This window comes from Agrobacterium burrii (assembly GCF_017313405.1).
GTDB lineage: Bacteria > Pseudomonadota > Alphaproteobacteria > Rhizobiales > Rhizobiaceae > Agrobacterium > Agrobacterium burrii.
Window position 1 is genome coordinate 415,686 of record NZ_JAFLNA010000003.1, and the last position, 21,254, is coordinate 436,939.

The following is a 21,254-nucleotide window of genomic DNA, read 5'->3' on the forward strand; positions in this document are numbered from 1 at the left end:
ATGTTGCCCGCCTGCCAAGGCCCGCGAAAAATGCGAAACAAATCGGCCCGCTCAGGCAGAATTACGGCAGCTTTGTGTGCTTTGCTCTTGCCAAGTCAGTCAATATTTTGCGATCAAACACATTGACGCGGTTTCTTGATGCCGCAGTTGTGTCCAGGACGATGGGACGGAGTTTGTCCTGGATCAAATCATAGCGGGAGGACTCATGCGATTTACGGCAAAAACAGCGCAGAGGATGGTGTAGCGGTGAGCGAGCACGTAACCAATCACGACGCCTCGGGTGAACCGACCCGTCGCGATTTTCTTTATCTAGTAACCGGAATGACGGGCGCCGTTGGCGCTGCTGCAGTCGCATGGCCGTTCATCGACCAGATGCGTCCCGATGCATCGACGCTGGCGCTCGCTTCCATCGAAGTGAATGTCGCGGCGGTCGAGCCGGGCATGTCGCTCACCGTGAAGTGGCGCGGCAAGCCGATTTTCATCCGCAACCGCACGGAAAAGGAAATCGATGAAGCCAAGGCGGTCGCTCTCGGCGACCTCAAGGATCCGGTGGCGCGCAATGCCAACATTGCCGCCGAAGCGCAGGCGACGGATATCGACCGTTCCGCCGGTGAGGGCAAAGAGAACTGGATCGTCATGATCGGTTCCTGCACCCATCTCGGTTGCGTTCCGCTCGGCCAGGCCGGCGATTTCGGCGGGTGGTTCTGTCCCTGCCATGGCTCGCACTACGATACGGCGGGCCGCATTCGTAAGGGCCCGGCGCCGCAGAACCTCGCCATCCCGACATTTGCATTCACATCCGATACCGTGATCAAGATCGGATAAGGGGACAGATATTTATGAGTGGCCATTCCAGTTATCAGCCGTCCACCGGCATCGAGAGGTGGATCGATTCGCGGCTTCCCTTGCCGCGCTTGATCTATGACAGCTTCGTTGCCTATCCTGTCCCGCGTAACCTGAACTACGCCTACACCTTCGGTGCGATGCTTTCCGTCATGCTGATCGTGCAGATCCTTACCGGCGTCGTGCTTGCCATGCATTATGCCGCTGAAACGACGGTTGCCTTCAACTCCGTCGAAAAGATCATGCGTGACGTCAACCACGGCTGGCTGCTGCGTTATATGCACGCCAACGGCGCGTCGTTCTTCTTCATCGCGGTCTATCTGCACATTGCCCGTGGTCTTTATTACGGGTCCTACAAGGCGCCACGCGAAATCCTCTGGATTCTCGGCTGCGTGATCTATCTGCTGATGATGGCGACGGGCTTCATGGGCTACGTGCTTCCCTGGGGCCAGATGTCCTTCTGGGGCGCGACCGTTATCACCGGCTTCTTCACGGCTTTCCCGCTGATTGGTGAATGGATCCAACAGTTCCTGCTCGGCGGCTTTGCGGTGGATAATCCAACGCTCAACCGCTTCTTCGCGCTTCACTATCTGCTGCCCTTCATGATCGCGGGTGTCGTCATCCTGCACGTGTGGGCGTTGCATGTGACCGGCCAGACCAACCCGACCGGTGTGGAAGTGAAGAGCAAGACCGATACGGTTCCCTTCACGCCCTATGCGACGCTGAAGGATGCGCTCGGCGTTTCGGTGTTCCTCATCGCCTATGCCTGGTTCATCTTCTACATGCCGAACTTCCTCGGCCACCCTGATAACTACATCATGGCCAATCCGCTCTCGACGCCGGCGCATATCGTGCCGGAATGGTATTACCTGCCGTTCTACGCGATGCTGCGCGCCATCACCTTCAATGTCGGGCCGATCGATTCCAAGCTCGGTGGCGTTCTCGTCATGTTCGGGGCGATCATCGTGCTGTTCTTCCTGCCCTGGCTCGATACGTCGAAGGTTCGCTCTGCCGTCTATCGTCCGTGGTACAAGTTGTTCTTCTGGATTTTCGTGGTCAACGCCATCCTGCTCGGCTGGCTGGGTTCACGTCCTGCGGAAGGCCTCTATGTCGTCATGTCGCAGATCGGCACGCTGTACTATTTCGGGTTCTTCCTCGTCATCATGCCGATCCTCGGTCTGGTCGAAACGCCGCGGCGTATTCCGAATTCGATTACCGAGGCCGTTCTTGAAAAGAACGCCGCCAAGAAGGGTGCCGCGCCAGCGGCCGCCCAGATCTGAGCGCGAAGGAAGGATGACGACAATGAAGACGCTTCTCACGAGCATCGCGCTTATCGCCGCCATTGGCTGTTCCGCCGCCGCTTTTGCGGCGGAGGAAAGCCATGACCTCGCCACCAAGACCGAACATGCTATTGTCGGCAGTCACTTCCCGGTCATCAAGCCCGAGGAGCAAAGCTGGTCCTTTGCCGGACCTTTCGGCAAATACGACAAGGGCCAGCTGCAGCGCGGTCTCAAGGTCTATAAGGAAGTCTGCTCCGCCTGCCATTCGATGAGCCTTGTTTCCTTCCGCACGCTGGGAGATTTCGGTTATTCGGAAGATCAGGTGAAGGCTTTCGCTGCCGAATATGAAGTGCAGGACGGCCCGAACGCCGATGGCGAAATGTATAATCGCAAGGCTGTGCCTTCCGATCATTTCCCTTCGCCGTTCCCGAACCATGAGGCGGCAGCCGCCGCCAATGGCGGGGCGGCACCGCCCGACATGTCGCTGCTTGCCAAGGCGCGAGGTGTGGAGCGTGGTTTCCCGCAATTCATCATCGACATGATCCCGATCATCGGCGGTTATCAGGAGGGCGGCCCGGATTATATCCATGCGCTGCTGACCGGATATCAGGATGCGCCGACGGGTATCAAAAACTCGGATGGTTCGGACTACCAGGTGCCGGAAGGCACGCACTTCAACCCGTATTTCGTCAGCGGTCCTTCCTTGAAGATGGCGCCGCCGATCAGCGCCGATCAGGTGACATACGACGACGGTGCGCCGCAGACGGTGGATCAATATTCCAAGGACGTGTCCGCCTTTCTGATGTGGGCTGCTGAGCCGCATCTGGAACAGCGCAAGCGCACCGGCTTCATGGTCATGGTGTTCCTGTTCATCTTCACGGCACTGATCTATCTCACCAAGAAATCGGTCTACGCCCGCAAGGAACATTGAGCCGCATCCAGTTGCCGGCCAATCAACGGCCTCCACGGTCTTCCGTGGGGGCTTTTTTATGGCCTGTCGGACAAAGGAACTGTTATCCGATCGCAGTTCACGCGACCTAGGCTGTCGAGGTTCTTTACCAACAGATGATGGCCGACGGTCGCGGTCCTTTTTTGTTGGTCCGCCGCCATCAAGTTGATAGGGTGGCCCGAACCCTCTGATCATTCCCATACCAAATGGAAATACCATGACCGTTATCGCTTCGGAGCTTTCCGCTGCCATCCGTTCCATTCCCGACTATCCGAAGCCGGGCATCATCTTTCGGGACATCACCACATTGCTCGGCAATCCGCGCGCTTTCCGCCGGGCGGTGGACGAGCTTGTGCAGCCCTATGCGGGAACGAAGATCGACAAGATTGCCGGCATGGAAGCACGCGGCTTCATTCTGGGCGGGGCGGTGGCGCATCAGCTTTCCGCCGGTTTCGTGCCGATCCGCAAGAAGGGCAAGCTGCCACACACCACGGTACGGGTTGCCTACAGTCTGGAATATGGCGTGGACGAGATGGAAATGCATGTGGACGCCGTGCAGCCCGGCGAGAAGGTCATTCTGGTCGATGATCTGATTGCGACTGGCGGCACCGCCGAAGGCGCAGTCAAGCTTTTGCGGCAGATGGGCGCGGATATCGTCTCCGCCTGCTTTGTTATCGATCTGCCCGATCTTGGTGGCCGCAAGAAGCTGGAGGACCTTGGCGTGGAGGTACGGACGCTGGTGGAGTTTTCCGGCCATTGAGGCAGAAATAGTGGTCAGGGCTGCTGCGGTAGCCCGCTCGTCCCGCCGGTTTTTCGTAAGGCAATCCATGTCCAGTAAACGCCCAGAGCGCGGTTCCCGGCCTGAATGGAACCGACCTCCGCTTCCCGGATTAACGTGAAGCCAAGACGGGCGGCCTCGTTTATGGTTTCCGTCGGGGAAATGGCAAAGGCGCGACGGCCCTCGGGCGCCGGACCATGACGCAGCGACATGATGAGCAATCCGCCTGTCGCCGTCATCGCCGAGAGGCTTTCCATCGCAGCCCGCCTTGCATCGTGATCAACGTGGTGCCAGACGCCGCACAGGACAACTAGATCGAAGGTGCCATAGCGGCGAGCCTTTGTCAGCGCGGGCAAACTGTCATCCAGCCACGTTATTCTCTCCGATGAATGCAATTGCATGCCGGGTTCCCGAAGCTTTCCGACCGGCTCGACGGCAAGAACGTCATGGCCCTGCGCGGCAAACCATGCCGCGTCCCGGCCGGTGCCGCTGCCAATATCTGCGATCCGGGAGGGTGTCGTCGGCAGCAGGTCGATGACGGGTGCGTAAATCGCCCCGCAGTCGAGATTGTCAAATCTGGAAATCAGGTCGGGCGTTGCTGCCTGGGCATAACCCTTGAGAATATCATCCATATTTACCGGCCCGCCGCGATTCCTGCTGAAAGCTATCGCGGCGGCGTGATAGGGGCCAGTGCCTATTCGAACTCCAGAACCCCGCTGCGGAAGGTCAGGACCGTCTCTCCCGACTGGTTCACACCTTCGTTGAAGGTGGTGTTGAGCCAGACGCCGGCGCGGGATTCCAGCGGGCGGGTATCGAGCAGGGTGACGAAATAGGTCACATCATCACCGGCGAACACCGGCTTCTTCCATTTGAGCTCTCGAAAACCCGGCGAGGGGCCGAGCCGTGGTGGCTCAAGGCCTTGCTGTTTCAGCCTCTTTACCTCTTTTGCCCAATGGGACAGGAAACACTTCATCCAGCCCGCGCCCGTGTGCCAGCCGGAGGCACAGAGGCCGCCGAAAACGCTGTCTCTGGCGGCCTCGGCATCGAGATGGAAAGGCTGCGGATCAAAATCGCGGGCGAAGCGAATGATGTCTTCGGCGGAAAAATGCAGCGTATCAAGGGTCACGCGTTCGCCGATCGGGGAAAGTTCTGCCAGTCTCATGCTGCAAGGCCTCCATTTGCCCGCATCAGGAACATGACGGTGTTTTCGCCGTGCGATACCAGCACGCCGCGCTGGTTAAAAAGCTCGTGGCGGAATTTCACGAGGCCGATGCCGGGGCGTGAGCCGGAAGGGCGCTGTTCCAGAACGATGGATTTTCCTGATAGCGTGTCGCCCGCCAGAACCGGCTTTTTCCAGTCGACGTAATCGATGCCGGGGCTGCCCTGCGAAGTCGAGTTGCCGATGTAGCTATCCGCCATCATCCGCATTAGCAGGCTGCAGGTGTGCCAGCCTGATGCCGCCAGCCCGCCGAGAATGCTCTGGCGGCCGGCTTCTTCGGAAAGATGCATGGGTTGAGGGTCGAATTCGCTGGCGAAAGCAATGATCTGCTCGGCCGAAATCGATTGCGGTCCGAGGGGAAATTCCCGTCCGACGGGGAAATCCTCATAGGCATAAGTCGCGACCGGCGTCATGGCGTCCTCCCTTCGCACAGTCAAGGTTGGCGCATCTAAGATGATTTTTCCGTTTACGTAAAGGTCAAATCGAAGGTGTGATGCGATGGAGGGATGGCGAGCGGGTGAGGCCCGTTTCTTCTCCCCGCCGGGGAGAAGTCCGCGGCAGCGGGATGAGGGGGCGAGGGTCGAGATATACGGAGAGCTTGCCCCCTCATCCGACCCTTCGGGCCACCTTCTCCCCGGCGGGGAGAAGAAACGGGCGGTAAGGCCGGCGCCCCTTCGATCAAGGCTTCAAAGAAGCGATCTATCCCCCAGACGGGCTCCAAACCAGATCAGGTATTGAAGCGGAAGTGAATGACGTCGCCGTCCTGGACGACATATTCCTTGCCTTCGTCGCGCCCCTTGCCGGCTTCCTTGGCGCCCACTTCGCCCTTGTAGGCGATGTAGTCGTCAAAGCCGATGGTGAAGGCGCGGATGAAGCCGCGTTCGAAATCGGTATGGATGACGCCGGCGGCGGCGGGGGCTTTGGTGCCGCGCACGATCGTCCAGGCGCGCGTTTCCTTCGGGCCGACGGTGAAATAGGTGATGAGGTCGAGCAGGTGATAGCCGGCACGGATCAGCCGGTCGAGACCAGCTTCGGTAAGGCCAAGCGCCGAGAGAAATTCCTCGGCTTCATCGGCCGGAAGCTGCGCGACTTCGGCTTCGATCGCCGCCGAGATGATCACGCATTCCGCGCCCTGCTGCTTTGCCATCGCTGCGACGGCCTCAGTGTGCTCGTTACCGGAGGATGCGTCGGCTTCCGAGACGTTGCAGACATAGAGGACCGGGTGCGATGTCAACAGATTGAGGCCCTTGAGGATTTCGATCTCCTCGGCCGCCAGCGACTTCAAAAGCAGACGTGCCGGCTTTCCGTCGTTCAGCAGCGCGATGACGGCTTCCATCACGGGCAGCTGGGCGAGGGATTCCTTGTCCTTGCTGCTGGCGCGCTTGCGGGTCTGCTCGACGCGGCGCTCCAGGCTTTCGAGGTCGGCGAGCATCAGTTCGGTCTCGATCGTGTCGGCATCGCCGACAGGATTGATGCGGCCTTCCACGTGGGTGATATCGTCGTCTTCGAAGCAGCGCAGTACATGTAAGACGGCATCGACTTCGCGGATGTTGGCGAGGAACTTGTTGCCGAGACCTTCACCCTTCGATGCGCCGCGCACCAGGCCGGCAATGTCCACGAAGGAGATGCGGGTCGGGATGATTTCCTTAGAACCGGCGATGGCCGCAAGCTGCTGCATACGCGGATCAGGCACCGCAACTTCGCCGGTATTCGGCTCGATGGTGCAGAAGGGATAGTTGGCAGCCTGTGCGGCAGCCGTTTTCGTCAGCGCGTTGAAGAGGGTGGACTTGCCGACATTCGGCAGCCCGACGATACCGCATTTAAAGCCCATGGCTTGAAACCTGTCCGTTTGAAAGAATTCGTTGAGGAGCCTTTTGCGGAAAGGGCAGGGCAAGGTCAAGCCCGCGGGCCGATTTGGGCCGGCAAAGCCCTGCGAATGGGTCGGAATTTCGCGCGAGCGCCGCACCGGGCTTGTCGATGGTACGGTTGCGGCGCAATATAAGTGGATCAAACGATCTTTCGCTAGCCAAGGGGATTTTCCCCGTGAACGACCATGATGAGCGACAATCATGAGTGACAGTCCTGTCGATCTCAAACCGAAACCGAAAGTCAAACCGAAGCTGGAGCGGCCGAAGCTCTACAAGGTCATGCTGCTGAATGACGACTATACGCCGCGCGACTTTGTCACCGTGGTGCTGAAGGCCGTCTTTCGCATGAGCGAGGAGACCGGCCATCGGGTGATGATGACGGCGCATCGCTTCGGCAGCGTGGTGGTTGTCGTCTGTGAGCGCGACATCGCCGAGACCAAGGCCAGGGAAGCGACCGATCTTGGCAAGGAGGCTGGGTTTCCACTGATGTTCACCACGGAACCGGAAGAGTGAATATTAATCCTGCCGGATCTGAAAGCCGGTCTTGTTCTGCGCAAAACCGCAGCTTTCGTAAAAGGCATGAACCGCGGGGTCGTCGCGGCCCGTCAGCAGCATGACCTTGTAACAGTTTGCCGTGAAAGCGGCCTCGATGGCATGGCGCACGACCATGCGGCCATATCCCCGACCGCGCTGGGCCTCCAGCGTCACGACATTTTCGATGAGGGCATAGGGGCGGGCGGCACGCGTCAGGTTTGGAACAACCAGAAGCGTAGCGGTCGCAACCGGTTTTCCGTCATGCATTGCCAAAAACACCGTCAGGCCGGATTGCTCAAGCATGGCGGTGAAGGGCGCACCAGCCTCTTGCGCCGTCAATTCGGGGTCGGATGGATTGAGCGCCCGGTAAAGTTCCAGCAGGCCAGGCAGATCGCCGGGACCGGCTTCGCGCAGGACAATGGTCTCTGAAGGCATTCGAGCTAGTCCTTCTTGCCGAACATTCGCTTCAGCATTTCAGCCATCGGTCCGGTTTCCGGCAGCTTTTTCGGCTGGGCGCTGTTGCGGGCCTGATGGATGTGGGACTGCCCGGCGGGTTTGGCCGCCTTCACCGGTTTTTCGGCTTCCGGCTTGCTGCCCGTGGCCAGCGCCAGCTTGTTCATCAGCTGCGAATCTTCACCCTTCACCAGCATGGCGGCGTTGTCGGCAATGGCGTCCAAAAGCGGATCGAGCCAGACCCGGTCGGCCTTGGCGAAATCGCCGAGCACATGGCCGTGCACGCGTTCCTTGTCGCCGGGGTGGCCGATGCCGAGGCGCAGGCGGCGGTATTCCTTGCCGCAATGGGCGTCGAGCGATTTCAGACCGTTATGGCCGCCATGGCCGCCGCCGGTCTTGATGCGCGTGCGGCCGGCGAGAAGATCGAGCTCGTCATGGATGGCGATGATGTCGCCCGGTGTAAGCTTGAAGAAGCGCATGGCCTCGCCGACGGATTCGCCGGAAAGGTTCATATAGGTGAGCGGCTTCATCAGCAGAACCTTCTCGCCGGCGATTTCACCTTCGGAAATCTCCGCCTTGAACTTTCTCGCCCACGGCGAAAAGGAGGGTAGGCGCTGCAATGCGTCGACGGCCATGAAACCGATATTGTGGCGGTTTCCCGCATATTGTGCGCCGGGATTACCAAGTCCTGCGATGATCTTCATGGGGCATGTCCGCATTTTTACCTGATGATGCTGTTGTCACCACCCCGAAATCCGCTGGCTGTCAATCATTTTATCGATTTGGGCAATATTTGAAGGATGTCAGGGGCTGACGAGATTATAGCGGTCGAATATCTGCTGTTGCGCGCCGTCGGCGATCATTCTGTCCAGCCGTGCCTGCAATTTCGCGATGACCGCGTCGGGAACACTCTTGTTGCAGGCAAGTCCCAGCTGTTGCCGCGAAAGCGTTATCACTTCCCTGAAGGTGTCGGCCGGCAGGCTTTTGAAGGTGCTCTCTGACATGGGCATCAGGTCGATGCGCCCCGCTCTCAATTTATGAAGCGTGATCTGGAAATCCGCGCCGACATCCACCTGCGGGAAACCGAGCGTTTCCAGAAGGGCTTCGGTATAGTCGCCGCGCTGGGTGCCGACGCGGTATTTCTTCGCGTCCTCAAGGCTGGAGACATTGATATCCGCCTTGCGGCGCGCCACGAGAATGTTGCGGTCGGTGTGGATCGGCGAGACCCATTTGAAGAGTTTTTCCCGTTCCGGCGTTCGCGCCGTGGCGAAGACGCAATGCATGGTCTGGGTCGTGGCGAGCGCAATTGCCCGCGCCCACGGCATGACAGCGACTTCGTAACTGGTGCCGGTTTCCTCCAGCAGGATCTTCAGCTGGTCGAAATAGACGCCGTGCACGCTGCCGTCGGCGGCCTGCAGATTATACGGAGGATAGACTTCGGTCGTCAGGAAAAGCTTGGCCGCGCTGGCCGGCCATGGGGCAAACAGGGGTGCGAGAGCAAGAAAGATCAGACAAATGCGGATCAATCCCATGGCTGTCTCCACCGCCTCACGCTTGCCGTGCCGCAATGCGGCCAATATCGGATATTGTGTCCAATGTGGTAACCAGCCTTTCGACGGGCTGTGGCCTTGCGAAGAAATAGCCCTGTCCGTAATCGGCTCCTATTTCCGTCAGAAGTTCCTTCTGCTCTTCCGTCTCGACGCCCTCGGCGATGACGGTGCAGTTCATCTTGTGCGAGATGGCGGCTATGCCTTCGACCAGCATGCGGTTGCGCTGCCTGATTTCCACCGCGTCGTCGCAGATGGAGCGGGTGAAGGACTGGTCGATCTTGACGATATCGACCGGAAAACGGCTGAGATAGCTGAGTGAGGAATAACCCGTGCCGAAATCATCCAGCGCGATGCGGCAGCCCAACTGGTGAATGGCGTTGAGGATCGCCCGGATTTGCGGATCGTCCTTCATGATGACGGCCTCGGTTATCTCGATGACCAGCCGTTTGGGAAGGATGCCGTGCCGGTGCAGCACGCCGGCGATCCGTGTCGGCAATCCCGGTTCGAACTGTAGCGGCGAAAAATTCACCGCCACATAGGTCTGTTCCATGCCCGGCAGGCGCGACAGTCTGGCAAGATTGGCGATCGACTGATCGAGGATGACGTTGCCGATGCGATTGATGGTGCCGTTCTCTTCCGCAAGGCTGATGATGGCGGCGGGGGAGAGCAGACCCTTTTCCGGGTGGTTGAGACGCAGCAAAGCCTCGAAACCCGCCGTTCCGCCGGTCGAGAGGTCTTGAATTGGCTGGAAATGCGCCTCGAACCAGTCTTCGGAAAGCGCCTGTGCGATATCCCTCTCCAGTTCGGCATATTCGCGCGCCCGGTCCATGATCGAGGGATCGAAGATCTGTGAGCCGTTTTTGCCCGTTCTTTTGCGGCTATACATGGCCATGTCGGCATTCTGCAGAAGCTCTGAGGCACTGGTTGCATGCAGGGGATAGACGGCCATGCCGATGCTGGCGCTAAGGCGGATGCTGTTGCTTCCGATCTCAAAAGGCGTATCCAGTATGGCGCAGATCCGCTCGCAGAACTGCAGGGCGCGCTCTTCCACCGTGTGGCCGGCAAGCAGAATGGCAAACTCGTCGCCGCCCAGACGCGATGCGCTGTCGAGCGGCGTCAGTAGAGGTTCGAGTTTCAGCGTGAATTCGCGCAGAACCGCGTCGCCCGCAGCATGGCCGAGATTGTCGTTGATGGCCTTGAACCGGTCCAGATCGATGAAGAGGCAGGCCAGTTCGCTGCCGTTCCTGTCCGCATCGCGGATTTGCAGGTCGAGAATCGCTTCGAAACCCTGACGGTTGAAGAGGCCGGTCAGATGGTCGGAAATGGCCTGCTGGCGGTTACGTTTTTCAGACTGGCGCAGTTCGGTCACGTCGGTCATGACGCAGAGGCATGTGCTCTGCTGCGTGGCATCGCTGGAATCGAGGGCTTTCTCGAGAATGAGGGCGTCCATGACGCCGCCGTCCATGCAATGAAAGCGGACCGTAATGCCGGTATGTGGGGCGTCCGGCGACTGTTGTGCCGCCTTGCGCTGCTGGAACAGGGTCCGGTCATCCGGGTGGATGAGGTCGGCGAAATTCAGGCCTAATATTTTCGCGCGGTCGTAACCGGTCGCCTGCACCCAATAATCGCTGACGGCGGCAATCCGGTCATGCCTGTCGAGCGAGAACAGCATGGCGGGTGTGCGGTTGTAGATCTCCGTCTTGCGTTCATGGGCGTTCTTGATCTCCAGCTCTTCTTTTTCAAGCTGGGTCTGCATTTCGTTGAAGCTTTTCGCCAGCCGGCCGATTTCGTCCTTCGAGCGCCAGTCGACATGGTGACGGGAGCCGAGACGCCGTGTCGCCTCTATCGCTGCCGCAAGCCGCATCAGCGGGCGGATGACCATGAAGCGGTTGCCGGCAATGGCCGCCAGGACGATGGTGAGAATGGCGAGAACGAAAATGGTGATGAAAGCCATCTCGGTGCGGCTGAGAGACGTGAGAAGGCTGACATTGTCGTAATAGACCGTCAGTTCGCCAACGGTAACAGTGCCCTTCGTCGTCTTGTAGGTCACCTCGCGCGTCGTTGAGGCGGCATCCTGAATAAAACCGCTGCCGGCCGTCTGCACGATATCGAGCTGGCCGGACGTATCCTTGACCTCGACCATCTTGATCGTCGGGTCGGAAACAAGGGTTCCGGTAATCTGATTTATGGTGTCGTCGTCCATATCCCAAAGGGGGCGGGCGAGCGCCTGCGCATTTGTCGACAGCAGAATCTCAAGGTGATTGCGCTGGCTACGGATGGCCTCGTGATAGGAGAGCGTCAGCAAAAGGGTAAAGAGCGGAGCGACCACTGTAAGAAGTGCGCCGGAAACAATCGCGATAAAGCGGCTTTCGACGGAATGAGCCATGTTTGATTGCAGCTACCCTTTGCCCCAGAATTTTGCGCCCCGTTTTCATCCGTCCGAAGTTTCCACGACAGCGCAAGGGTATCTTTTCATGGAAGTGTTAATCGACACTGAAACAGGTCCCGCATCATGGGCTGGCGGCAAGCTTTCTGTCTTTAAAGTTCACAAAAACTAAAAGGCCCGTTCCGAAAACGGAACGGGCCTCATGTCCAAAGCTATCCGGCCTTGCGGCCGCCGATTATTCCTCGGAAGCTTCTTCGGTCGTCTCTTCTGCAACGCCTGCAGCCGGAGCAATGATCGTTGCGATCGTGAAGTCACGGTCGGCGATGACAGGCGTGATGTTCTTCGGCAGCTTCACATTCGAAATGTGGACGTTGTCGCCGATCTTCAGACCGGAGAGATCAACCGTGATGAATTCCGGAATGTCGTTGGCCGGGCAGTGGAATTCCACCGTGTGGCGAACGATGTTCAGAACGCCGCCGATCTTGATGTCCGACTTTTCTTCGTTTTCGAAGTGAACCGGAACTTCAACGTTGACGAGCGTGTTGCCCGAAACGCGCAGGAAGTCGACGTGCATGGTGAAGTCGCGGACCGGATCAAGCTGGTAATCCTTCGGGAGAACCTTGATCTTCTTGCCGTCGACGTCGATCGTCCCAACCGTCGTCATGAAACCGCCGGCGTGGATACGCTTGGTGACTTCATTGGTCGAGAGTGCGATAGAAATGGGGGCCTGCTTGTCACCATAGATGACAGCGGGAATCAAACCGTTGCGGCGAAGTTCACGAGAGGACCCCTTACCAACTCGTTCGCGCGCCTCGGCCTTGAGCTCATACGATTCTTTGCTCATGGCAATTCCTTTCGAGGTTATATGGAGAGTTCATGCCCGCAGGCGCTGAACTGGAGAGGCTTAAAAGCCATCCCGCCCGCGTTGCCTCCAAGGGTGTCTACACGGGTGCGGGCGCTATAATACAAAAGGACCATAAAGACAAGAGCGGCCCGTTTTTCACGAGGGCGTAGTCCTGATTTTATTAGTTGCAACTAATTCACTCGTTTGTTGCAACTTTTAATATATGCTTATCCATGCATATAAACCCGCTGAAAACCTGGCAAATGATAATGCTGCACAAAATTCCAATAGTGTAGATGATAATGCTGACAGTTCTCCAGTGCCTCGCCATCGATCATGACTTCCGATATACCATTGCAGCGGTCTTCGTCTGCATGCTGGGAAGCTTCGTTACGATACGTCTTTTTTCGAGGGCGCGCCTGGCGACCGGGCTGCAGAAGGTCAATTGGCTGTTTCTGGCGGGTGTGAATGGTGGTGCTGCGATATGGACCACCCATTTCGTGGCGATGCTGGGTTATTCCGCGGCGGGCGAGGTGGGTTACGATCCCTATCTGACCGGACTGTCGCTTCTTGTCGCCATTGTCACGACAACTGCCGGCTTTGGCATTTCCGCCTATGCCGGACGCAGCGCGCTGGTGGAAGCGGGTGGCATGATCCTCGGTCTTGGTATCGCGGCGATGCATTATACCGGCATGGCTGCCTATAATGTGCAGGGCGTGATTTTCTGGAACCAGGCTTATGTCATCGCCTCGCTGGTGCTGGGCGCGGTGCTGGGCGCGATTGCGGTCAACCGAGTGGCGCGGCCCCTCAACCGCTTTTGCCAATATAGTGCGGTAACGTTTCTGATCCTGGCCATCGCCTCGATGCATTATACCGGCATGGCCTCGATGTCCTTCGCGTTTGATCCTCGCGTCGTCATTCCGGAGAATCTGCTGCCGCCGGCCATTATGGGCGGAGGTGCCATCGCGGTCACGCTTCTGCTGCTGGCGCTCGGACTTTCCACCTATGTCATCGATGCCCAGTCCACCCAGCAGGCGGTTGCCCGCTATCGCCATCTTTCGCTGCACGATCCGCTGACGGGCATTCCCAACCGCGCGGCTTTCATCGAACATCTCAACCGTCGCACGCGTCATATTTCCCTGGGCGCGCATACCGCACTTCTGTCCATCGATCTCGACCGCTTCAAGGAAATCAACGACGTGCACGGTCACGCGGCGGGGGACGCGGTGCTGCGCGCCATTGCCGACCGGGCGAGTTCCGTGCTGAAGGCCGGGGAGTTTCTGGCCCGCATGGGTGGCGATGAATTCGTGGCGATGACCCATTCCTATTATACCCGTGCCGACGGCGCGGAATTCGCCCAGCGACTGATCGAGCAGATCAGCAAGCCGGTCGAGTGGAACGGGCAGACATTTTCCGTGGGCGCAAGTGTGGGCATATCGGTCCGCAACAGCGGCGCCATTGATGCCGACACGCTGATGGCGCAGGCCGATGTCGCCATGTATCGGGCAAAAGGCGGCAGTTCGGATACGATCTGCTTCTATGACAAATCCATGGACGAGGCTGCCCGCGAGCGCAACGCGCTTGCCATCGCCATGCGCAGTGGTCTCGCCAACAAGGAATTCGAGCTTTATTACCAGCAGCAGAACGATACCAAAAGCGGCAGCATTGTCGGTTTCGAGGCGCTTTTGCGCTGGAAACATCCCGAACGGGGCATGATTTCCCCCGCAGAGTTCATTCCGATCGCCGAACAAACCGGCTTCATCGTCGAACTGGGTGAATGGGTTCTCCGCGAAGCCTGCGCGCAGGCCGCGCTCTGGAAGAAGTCGCTTTCCATCGCCGTGAATGTCGCGCCGCAGCAGCTCGCGGATAATGATTTCCCCGAAAAGGTGGAGAGGATCATTCTGGAGACGGGACTTGCGCCGGAACGGCTCGAGCTGGAAATCACCGAAGGCAGCATCATTGCCGACCATCGCCACGCGCTCATCACGATCCGCAAGCTCAAGGCGCTCGGCGTCAAGATCGCCATGGACGATTACGGCACGGGCTATTCCTCGCTGTCGACGCTGCAGAGTTTCCCTTTCGACAAGATCAAGATCGACCGCGCCTTCATCGATGGCCTGTCGACCAATGTGCAGTCGGAGGCGATCGTTCGCTCGACCCTCATTCTGGCGCACAGCCTCAACATCCCGGTGCTGGCGGAAGGGGTGGAGACCAAGGCCCATATCGAATTCCTGCGCCGCGAAGGTTGCCTGCAGGTGCAGGGCTTCTTTTTCGGCAAGCCCGGTCCGCTGAACTCCATCGCCAATCTTGTCGATGATACATTTCTTTCAGTTGAGGAAGAAACCGACGCGACCGACGGCCGGCGTTACTTCAAGGCGGTTCGTTAGGCCGGCCGCAGCCCGCGGTTGCGGCCGGCCATGCCGGTCGCAAAGTTTTTAGTTGAAACATGAACGCTTCCAGCGCACCATTGCCGAAAAGCTTTGGGAGGAGCGTATGCCGACAGACATCGCCCATGCGGACCGCGTCTATGAAACCGCGGGCCACCGTTCCGCAGCCGCAAGTTCTCCGATTGTCGCTTCATGGCGTCGTTGCATGGTCAAGCACCGTCTTGCGCCGGAGGAAAACCGTAAACCGATCTTCCTCAGCGATGTCGAGTTTCGCCGTGCCCGCGAAAGTGCTGCGGGCCTGATCGCCGAAAGCACTGATGAACTCGACCGCATCTTTCACAGTGTCGGCAAATCCGGCTGCTGCCTGCTTTTGACCGATGCGCAGGGTGTTGCGCTGGAACGGCGCGGTGCTGCCGCCGACGACCGGGAATTCCGTGCCCTCGGTCTCTGGTCCGGTGCGGTCTGGAGTGAGGCGAGCGTCGGTACCAACGGCATTGGCACGGCACTTGTTGATGAGCGCTCGGTGGTGGTCTATCGCGACCAGCATTTCTTCACCTCGAACACCGAACTCTGCTGCACCACGGCGCCCATCCGCGATCACACCGGCCGGGTGACGGGGGCGCTCGATATTTCCACCTGCCGCGACGACATCAACGAGATGACCTTCTCCTTCGTCACCCAGGCGGTAAGGGATGCGGCGCAGCGCATCGAGGGCAATCTTTTCCGCCGGGCCTTTCCCGGTGCACGCATCGTCGTTGTGCCGAGCGGTGTCGGTGCGGCGCTTTCGCTGCTGGCGGTGGATCAGGACGATCTCGTTCTCGGCGCGACGCGCGCCGCACGTCTGGCGCTGAAGCTCGACGACCATGCCATCGCGCAGGGTCTGCCCGCTGCGGATATTCTGCAGGAAGAACGTCACGACGGCGGTTCCGACCTTGCGGAAGCCGAGCGCTCGGCCCTGCGCCGGGTTCTGTCGCGCACCAATGGCAATGTCACGCAGGCTGCATCCCTGCTCGGCATCAGCCGCGCCACGCTGCATCGCAAGATGAAGAAGCTTGCCGTGCATTGAGGCTGTTTAAGCCGTCCCGCAGCGCGTCTGTCGCAGATGTGAGACAATGTGCGCTGCGGAACTGCGCCGCCCCTCTACCGGACCGCACCATCCAGGCCCACCTTCCTCTCATGCGATCCGTCGCGGATCGTTTTCATCAGGGAGGATGAAATCATGAATATTCAGGTTCAGCAGAAAGCCGGCGAAGCGCCCTTCAAGCTGAAATACGGCAACTACATCGGCGGCAAATGGGTGGAGCCGAAATCCGGCCGCTACATGGATAATCTTTCCCCCGTCACTGGCCACAAGATCTGCGAAGTTCCACGCTCTGACGCGTCGGATGTTGAATTTGCGCTCGATGCCGCCCACAAGGCGAGGGAGAAATGGGGCAAGACGAGCGTAACCGAGCGCTCCAACATCCTGCTCAAGATCGCCCAACGTATCGAGGACAATCTCGACCTCATCGCCCGGGCTGAAACCTGGGATAACGGCAAGCCGCTGCGCGAGACCACCAATGCCGATATTCCGCTCGCCATCGACCATTTCCGTTATTTCGCCGGCTGCATCCGCGCACAGGAAGGCACGATCGGCCAAATTGACAACGACACGGTCGCCTATCATTTCCATGAACCGCTCGGCGTCGTCGGCCAGATCATTCCGTGGAACTTCCCGATCCTGATGGCCACATGGAAGCTTGCGCCAGCGCTTGCCGCCGGCAATTGCGTGGTGCTGAAGCCCGCCGAACAGACGCCTGCCTCCATTTTGCTGGTGATGGAGCTGATCGAGGACCTGCTGCCACCCGGCGTGCTCAACATCGTCAACGGCACCGGTCTCGAAGCGGGTAAGCCACTGGCACAAAGCAACCGCATCGCCAAGATCGCCTTTACCGGTTCCACCTCGGTGGGCAAGGAAATCATGCGTTATGCGGCCGACAACGTCACCAACATCACGCTGGAACTGGGCGGAAAGTCGCCGAACATCTTCTTTGCCGATGTGATGAACGAAGACGACGCTTTCCTTGATAAGGCGCTCGAAGGTTTTGCCTTCTTCGCGCTCAACCAGGGTGAGGTCTGCACATGCCCGTCGCGGGCGCTGGTGCATGAATCGATCTATGACCGCTTCATGGAAAAGGCCATCAAGCGGGTTCAGGCCATCAGCCAGGACGATCCGCTCAATCCGTCGACCATGCTGGGCGCACAGGCCTCGCAGGAACAGTTCGACAAGATCATGAGCTATCTCGACATCGGCAAGAAGGAAGGCGCCAAGGTTCTGACCGGTGGTGACCGCAAGACGCTGACCGGCGATCTGAAGGACGGCTACTACATTCAGCCGACGATCTTTGAAGGCAACAACAAGATGCGGATTTTCCAAGAGGAAATCTTTGGTCCGGTTGTTTCCGTCACCACCTTCAAGACGGTGGAAGAGGCGCTCGAAATCGCCAATGATACGGTTTACGGACTGGGAGCCGGTGTCTGGAGCCGTGATACCAACATCGCCTACCGGGCTGGTCGTGGCATCGAGGCGGGACGAGTGTGGACCAATTGCTACCACGTCTATCCGGCGGGTGCGGCATTCGGCGGCTACAAGCAGTCGGGCATTGGTCGCGAGACCCACAAGATGATGCTCGACCACTACCAGCAGACCAAGAACCTGCTGGTTTCCTACAGCCCGAACAAGGTTGGCTTCTTCTGAGTTCCTCCCCGGAAGCCGGCGGTGGTTCTTCATGATCTCAAGCCGCCGGCGCGTTCCCAGGGGCCTCGGCCCCTGGGAGCCCGGTACAAACAGAAAGGCCGGAGGTTTTGCCTCCGGCCTTTCTTCGTTACGGCTTATGCCGCGTAACGCTGATCCCGCTGCTGGGTATGGCCGACGGAGAATTGCCCTACCTGTTCGGTCAGGCCATCCGCCTCGTTTGCCAGCGAGAAGGCCGCTGCCGTGGTTTCCTCCACCATGGCCGCATTCTGCTGCGTCACATGATCGAGTTCGTTGACCGAGGCATTGATCTCGCCAAGGCGGCCTGACTGTTCGCGCGATGCCGTGGCAATCGCGCCGATCTGGTCGCTGACCGACTGGACGCGTTTCTGGATTTGCTCCAGGCTTTCGCCGGTCTTCAGCACCAGAGCCACGCCGCTTTCCACATCGCCCGCCGAGGTGGCGATCAGCGTGGTGATGTCGCGCGCGGCGGCGGCCGATTTCTGGGCGAGTTCGCGAACCTCCTGCGCCACGACCGCAAAGCCCTTTCCTGCTTCACCGGCGCGCGCCGCTTCCACACCGGCATTCAGTGCCAGAAGGTTGGTCTGGAAGGCGATCTGGTCGATGACGTCGATGATCTGGCGGATCTTCGACGACGAGGTTTCGATGCGCTCCATGGCGACGATCGCTTCTTTCACGACAGCCGTGGATTTATGGGCGTCCTGCATGGTTTCCGCCGTCGTGCCGACTGCGACATCGCAGCGTGAAAGCGAAACATTGACGGCCTGCGTCATGTCGCCCAGTGCCGCTGCGGCTTCTTCAAGGGCGGCGGCCTGACGTTCCGTGCGCCGCGACAGATCTTCCGATGCGCTTTTCAGCTCGCCGGAGCCGGAGCGGATGGCATTGGCGCTTTCGCCGATATTGGAGATTGTCGCTTCCAGCCCTGCCATCGAGTTGTTGAAGTCGATGCGCAGATGATCGAGCGACGGCACGAAGGATTTTTCAATGCGAAGGTCGAGCCTGCCGGCTGCAAGATGAGCAAGGCCGGAGGCGAGCGCATCGACGGCCTCTTCCAGTTCCTTGGCGCTTCTTGCCTTTTCCATTTCGCGCTGGGCGCGTTCCTCGTCCAGCTCCTCGCCCTTGCGATGCGACTCGGCTTCCATGTTCTGCTTGTCGAGAATGCCCTGCCTGAAGGATTCCAGCGCGCGCGCCATGGTGCCGATCTCGTCGCCACGGGAAACCGCCTTGATCTCGATGTTGTTTTCACCGCCGTTCAGGCGCTCCATCAGTCCTGCAAGTCCGGTCAGCGGCTTGGTGAGGCTGGCGGAAACGAAGATGCCGATAAGCGTCATGACGGCGAGCACCGCCAGTGTCGCCAGCGTAGCCCAGAAGGCCAGATCGTTGGCGGCGGCGAGAACCTTGCTTTCCTGCTGACCGATGGCCAGAAGATGCTTCTGTCCGAAGACGGAGACCGGGCGATAGGCATAGAAGATGTTGCCCGCAGACGTATGCGCCATCACCGTTCCGGCTTCGCTGCTGCCGGAGAGGGCCGCGAGGCTTTCGGAAATGGCGGCATCTGCGCCGCCCGAAAGCACGCCTGCCCGGCGTTTGCCATCCGCCGTCAGAAGAACGGCGTCGTCGATGGTCTTGCCGGTTTCCTCAGGGGTGACCACCGCACCGATGCGGTCGGCTGAAATGCGCATGATGACGGCGCCCTTGCGCTGCAGTTGCCCCCAGTTGGAGACCGCGAGCGGCATGCCGACCATGGCCGCATCATTTGCTCCGCCGGTAAATCCGGTCGTGCTGACGACACCGTCCTTGCCGGCTTCCACGCGGTCGAACAATTCCTTGATCGCGCTGTTCTCCGGGTCCTTCACATCGGTCAGGAAGTTCTTGCCCTTGGTGACGGAGTAGATAATCAGCCCGGTCTTGTCGATCACATAGATATCGCTGACACGCGTGTTGTGCCAGACGCTGGCGATGGTCGCGTTGATCGTTGCGTGGCGAATGGCGTAGAGCAGCCGCAATCCTTCGCCGTTGAAGGAGGCGCGCTCTTCCTCGGAGACACCTTCGCGGCGGAAAGCCTGGATGATCGCATCCTTTTCCGTCGGCACGACATTGGTCATGGTTTCCAGCGCCTGGGCGATCGCAGCATTTTGCGACAGTTCGGAAATGCTCTGTTCAACCCGCAGCGTGTAGGCGTCCAGCTGCTTGGACTGGTTTCCTGCAACCGTCTCCAGCCTGATTTTACTGGCGTCGATCAGGCCCGACTTGCCCATCTCATAGGACAGCAGCCCCACGGACAGGCAGGAAACCAGCGTTGCGCCCGTGACGAGCGCCGCAAATTTAGCCTTGATTGACAATGATTTAGCTCTGACAGCAGTCGGATTTGCACCCGGCATCTGTTTCCTCCCCCAAAAAAACGTTGCCGCAGCGTCGCAACAATTGTTTACGGCCACGTTAAAGGGCTGAAATTTGTATGATTATTTCCCGCATACCGCGAAAAAATCGTCGACCTGCTCAGGCGTCGTACCCGTAATAAAACTGCAACAGAACGGGCGCATACCGTGCAAAGTTCAACGGTCGTTCATGTTCATGCAAGCTTTTCGCGCTCCATCTCCTGCCACAATCGATGATGTTTGCGGAACCCGCGCAGACGGATATGACGGAGCCACTTTGCGATCGACGCCTGATTTCGCCGTTATCGTGCCCATGCACAATGAGGAAGCGAGTGTTGAGACGCTCGTGGCAGAGATCGTGGCTGCGTGTCAGCCGGTCGGCCAGTTCGAGATCGTCGTGGTGGATGACGCCTCCTCGGACCGCACGGCGGACGCTGTTCTTGCGCTTGGCGATCGTTATCCCATGCTGCGGCTGGTGAGGCACGACCGCCAGGGCGGGCAGTCGGCGGCGATCCATAGTGGTGTGCAGGCGGCGCGCGCGCCAGTTATCTGCATGCTTGACGGCGACGGCCAGAACCCGCCGGACAATCTGCCGGCGCTGCTTGCACCGCTTCTTACCGCCAATGGCACCGGCCGCCTTGGGCTCGTTGCCGGCCAGCGCGTCGGCCGGCGCGATACGCTTGGAAAACGTCTTTCCTCCCGCTTCGCCAATGGGCTGAGGGCGCGGATATTGAAGGACGGCACGCGCGATACCGGCTGCGGCCTCAAGGCCTTCCGCCGTGACGCCTATCTCGCCTTGCCCTATTTCGATCACCATCACCGCTATTTCCCGGCGCTGTTTAATCGCGACGGCTGGCAGGTCGCCCATGTCGACGTGACGCATCGGGCGCGGCAGCATGGCAATTCCCACTACACCAATATCGGCCGCGCGCTTGTCGGCATCCACGATCTGATCGGCGTCGCCTGGCTGTTGCGCCGGCGCAAGCGGGCAAGCTGGGCTGAAACTTTCAAAACGGAGACATCGCCGTGA

Annotated in this window: 19 protein-coding genes; 9 read left to right on the forward strand and 10 right to left on the reverse strand. The window is 59.3% G+C overall.

What is annotated here, in order from left to right; all coding sequences use genetic code 11:
• The first annotated feature begins 246 nt into the window (after positions 1-246).
• The 4 genes from petA (at position 247) to JZX89_RS08730 (ending at position 3,832) form a co-directional block, all read left to right on the forward strand.
• Complete coding sequence (gene petA / locus JZX89_RS08715; protein ID WP_149900037.1) at positions 247-825, forward strand: ubiquinol-cytochrome c reductase iron-sulfur subunit; 579 nt, start codon at positions 247-249, stop codon at positions 823-825.
• A 14-nt stretch (positions 826-839) separates the two neighbouring features.
• Entirely contained in the window at positions 840-2,123 is a 1,284-nt protein-coding gene (locus tag JZX89_RS08720; RefSeq protein ID WP_149900038.1) for a cytochrome b, read from the forward strand.
• Positions 2,124-2,145: 22 nt separating this feature from the next.
• A complete protein-coding gene (locus tag JZX89_RS08725; protein WP_149900039.1) occupies positions 2,146-3,054 on the forward strand; it encodes a cytochrome c1 in 909 nt (302 codons plus the stop codon).
• A 235-nt stretch (positions 3,055-3,289) separates the two neighbouring features.
• Entirely contained in the window at positions 3,290-3,832 is a 543-nt protein-coding gene (locus JZX89_RS08730; protein WP_045019026.1) for an adenine phosphoribosyltransferase, read from the forward strand.
• 14 nt (positions 3,833-3,846) lie between these two features.
• Here JZX89_RS08730 and JZX89_RS08735 read toward each other — a convergent pair whose 3' ends face one another.
• The 4 genes from JZX89_RS08735 to ychF form a co-directional block, all read right to left on the reverse strand.
• Positions 3,847-4,482 (reverse strand): class I SAM-dependent methyltransferase, encoded by a 636-nt coding sequence (locus tag JZX89_RS08735; protein ID WP_207133818.1) that lies wholly within the window; start codon positions 4,480-4,482, stop codon positions 3,847-3,849.
• A gap of 62 nt (positions 4,483-4,544) precedes the next feature.
• Entirely contained in the window at positions 4,545-5,012 is a 468-nt protein-coding gene (locus JZX89_RS08740; protein ID WP_153514968.1) for a MaoC family dehydratase, read from the reverse strand.
• Positions 5,009-5,482, reverse strand: a complete 474-nt coding sequence (locus JZX89_RS08745; protein ID WP_149900042.1) for a MaoC family dehydratase — start codon at positions 5,480-5,482, stop codon at positions 5,009-5,011. Before JZX89_RS08745 ends, JZX89_RS08740 begins: the two co-directional genes overlap by 4 nt.
• Before the next feature lie 314 nt (positions 5,483-5,796).
• The gene (gene ychF / locus JZX89_RS08750; RefSeq protein ID WP_207133819.1) at positions 5,797-6,900 is read right to left on the reverse strand and encodes a redox-regulated ATPase YchF; all 1,104 of its coding nucleotides are present in this window, start codon (positions 6,898-6,900) and stop codon (positions 5,797-5,799) included.
• 238 nt (positions 6,901-7,138) lie between these two features.
• Between ychF and clpS the strand changes: the two genes are divergently transcribed.
• Positions 7,139-7,450, forward strand: a complete 312-nt coding sequence (clpS, locus tag JZX89_RS08755) for an ATP-dependent Clp protease adapter ClpS (RefSeq protein ID WP_207133820.1) — start codon at positions 7,139-7,141, stop codon at positions 7,448-7,450.
• Positions 7,451-7,453: 3 nt separating this feature from the next.
• Here clpS and JZX89_RS08760 read toward each other — a convergent pair whose 3' ends face one another.
• The 5 genes from JZX89_RS08760 to JZX89_RS08780 form a co-directional block, all read right to left on the reverse strand.
• Entirely contained in the window at positions 7,454-7,906 is a 453-nt protein-coding gene (locus tag JZX89_RS08760) for a GNAT family N-acetyltransferase (protein WP_207133821.1), read from the reverse strand.
• Positions 7,907-7,911: 5 nt separating this feature from the next.
• Positions 7,912-8,628: an aminoacyl-tRNA hydrolase gene (gene pth / locus JZX89_RS08765; RefSeq protein WP_207133822.1), complete on the reverse strand. Its 717-nt coding sequence runs from the start codon at positions 8,626-8,628 to the stop codon at positions 7,912-7,914.
• A 99-nt stretch (positions 8,629-8,727) separates the two neighbouring features.
• The gene (locus tag JZX89_RS08770; protein WP_207133823.1) at positions 8,728-9,456 is read right to left on the reverse strand and encodes a substrate-binding periplasmic protein; all 729 of its coding nucleotides are present in this window, start codon (positions 9,454-9,456) and stop codon (positions 8,728-8,730) included.
• 16 nt (positions 9,457-9,472) lie between these two features.
• The gene (locus tag JZX89_RS08775) at positions 9,473-11,860 is read right to left on the reverse strand and encodes a bifunctional diguanylate cyclase/phosphodiesterase (RefSeq protein WP_153514971.1); all 2,388 of its coding nucleotides are present in this window, start codon (positions 11,858-11,860) and stop codon (positions 9,473-9,475) included.
• Between the two features lie 235 nt (positions 11,861-12,095).
• Positions 12,096-12,704, reverse strand: a complete 609-nt coding sequence (locus JZX89_RS08780) for a 50S ribosomal protein L25/general stress protein Ctc (protein ID WP_149900049.1) — start codon at positions 12,702-12,704, stop codon at positions 12,096-12,098.
• A 302-nt stretch (positions 12,705-13,006) separates the two neighbouring features.
• Between JZX89_RS08780 and JZX89_RS08785 the strand changes: the two genes are divergently transcribed.
• From JZX89_RS08785 to adh, 3 genes are all read left to right on the forward strand, one after another.
• Complete coding sequence (locus tag JZX89_RS08785; protein WP_207133824.1) at positions 13,007-15,091, forward strand: putative bifunctional diguanylate cyclase/phosphodiesterase; 2,085 nt, start codon at positions 13,007-13,009, stop codon at positions 15,089-15,091.
• Positions 15,092-15,197: 106 nt separating this feature from the next.
• Positions 15,198-16,157 carry a helix-turn-helix domain-containing protein gene (locus JZX89_RS08790; protein WP_207133857.1) on the forward strand — a complete coding sequence of 320 codons (960 nt, stop codon included), beginning with the start codon at positions 15,198-15,200 and terminating at the stop codon, positions 16,155-16,157.
• Positions 16,158-16,310: 153 nt separating this feature from the next.
• Positions 16,311-17,828, forward strand: coding sequence for an aldehyde dehydrogenase (gene adh / locus JZX89_RS08795; protein ID WP_207133825.1), 1,518 nt, complete (start codon positions 16,311-16,313; stop codon positions 17,826-17,828).
• Positions 17,829-17,962: 134 nt separating this feature from the next.
• Here adh and JZX89_RS08800 read toward each other — a convergent pair whose 3' ends face one another.
• Entirely contained in the window at positions 17,963-20,227 is a 2,265-nt protein-coding gene (locus JZX89_RS08800; protein ID WP_207133826.1) for a methyl-accepting chemotaxis protein, read from the reverse strand.
• A 187-nt stretch (positions 20,228-20,414) separates the two neighbouring features.
• On the opposite strand from JZX89_RS08800, the gene JZX89_RS08805 reads away from it, so the two are divergent.
• Positions 20,415-21,254 (forward strand): glycosyltransferase family 2 protein, encoded by an 840-nt coding sequence (locus JZX89_RS08805; protein ID WP_149900053.1) that lies wholly within the window; start codon positions 20,415-20,417, stop codon positions 21,252-21,254.

Coding starts and splice junctions, on each gene's coding strand:
- JZX89_RS08720 (WP_149900038.1), top strand. CDS start 840: ATGAGTGGCCATTCCAGTTATCAGCCGTCCACCGGCATCGAGAGGTGG.
- JZX89_RS08725 (WP_149900039.1), top strand. CDS start 2,146: ATGAAGACGCTTCTCACGAGCATCGCGCTTATCGCCGCCATTGGCTGT.
- JZX89_RS08730 (WP_045019026.1), top strand. CDS start 3,290: ATGACCGTTATCGCTTCGGAGCTTTCCGCTGCCATCCGTTCCATTCCC.
- JZX89_RS08735 (WP_207133818.1), bottom strand. CDS start 4,482: ATGGATGATATTCTCAAGGGTTATGCCCAGGCAGCAACGCCCGACCTG.
- JZX89_RS08740 (WP_153514968.1), bottom strand. CDS start 5,012: ATGAGACTGGCAGAACTTTCCCCGATCGGCGAACGCGTGACCCTTGAT.
- JZX89_RS08745 (WP_149900042.1), bottom strand. CDS start 5,482: ATGACGCCGGTCGCGACTTATGCCTATGAGGATTTCCCCGTCGGACGG.
- ychF (WP_207133819.1), bottom strand. CDS start 6,900: ATGGGCTTTAAATGCGGTATCGTCGGGCTGCCGAATGTCGGCAAGTCC.
- clpS (WP_207133820.1), top strand. CDS start 7,139: ATGAGTGACAGTCCTGTCGATCTCAAACCGAAACCGAAAGTCAAACCG.
- JZX89_RS08760 (WP_207133821.1), bottom strand. CDS start 7,906: ATGCCTTCAGAGACCATTGTCCTGCGCGAAGCCGGTCCCGGCGATCTG.
- pth (WP_207133822.1), bottom strand. CDS start 8,628: ATGAAGATCATCGCAGGACTTGGTAATCCCGGCGCACAATATGCGGGA.
- JZX89_RS08770 (WP_207133823.1), bottom strand. CDS start 9,456: ATGGGATTGATCCGCATTTGTCTGATCTTTCTTGCTCTCGCACCCCTG.
- JZX89_RS08775 (WP_153514971.1), bottom strand. CDS start 11,860: ATGGCTCATTCCGTCGAAAGCCGCTTTATCGCGATTGTTTCCGGCGCA.
- JZX89_RS08780 (WP_149900049.1), bottom strand. CDS start 12,704: ATGAGCAAAGAATCGTATGAGCTCAAGGCCGAGGCGCGCGAACGAGTT.
- JZX89_RS08785 (WP_207133824.1), top strand. CDS start 13,007: ATGCTGACAGTTCTCCAGTGCCTCGCCATCGATCATGACTTCCGATAT.
- JZX89_RS08790 (WP_207133857.1), top strand. CDS start 15,198: ATGCCGACAGACATCGCCCATGCGGACCGCGTCTATGAAACCGCGGGC.
- adh (WP_207133825.1), top strand. CDS start 16,311: ATGAATATTCAGGTTCAGCAGAAAGCCGGCGAAGCGCCCTTCAAGCTG.
- JZX89_RS08800 (WP_207133826.1), bottom strand. CDS start 20,227: ATGCCGGGTGCAAATCCGACTGCTGTCAGAGCTAAATCATTGTCAATC.
- JZX89_RS08805 (WP_149900053.1), top strand. CDS start 20,415: ATGTTCATGCAAGCTTTTCGCGCTCCATCTCCTGCCACAATCGATGAT.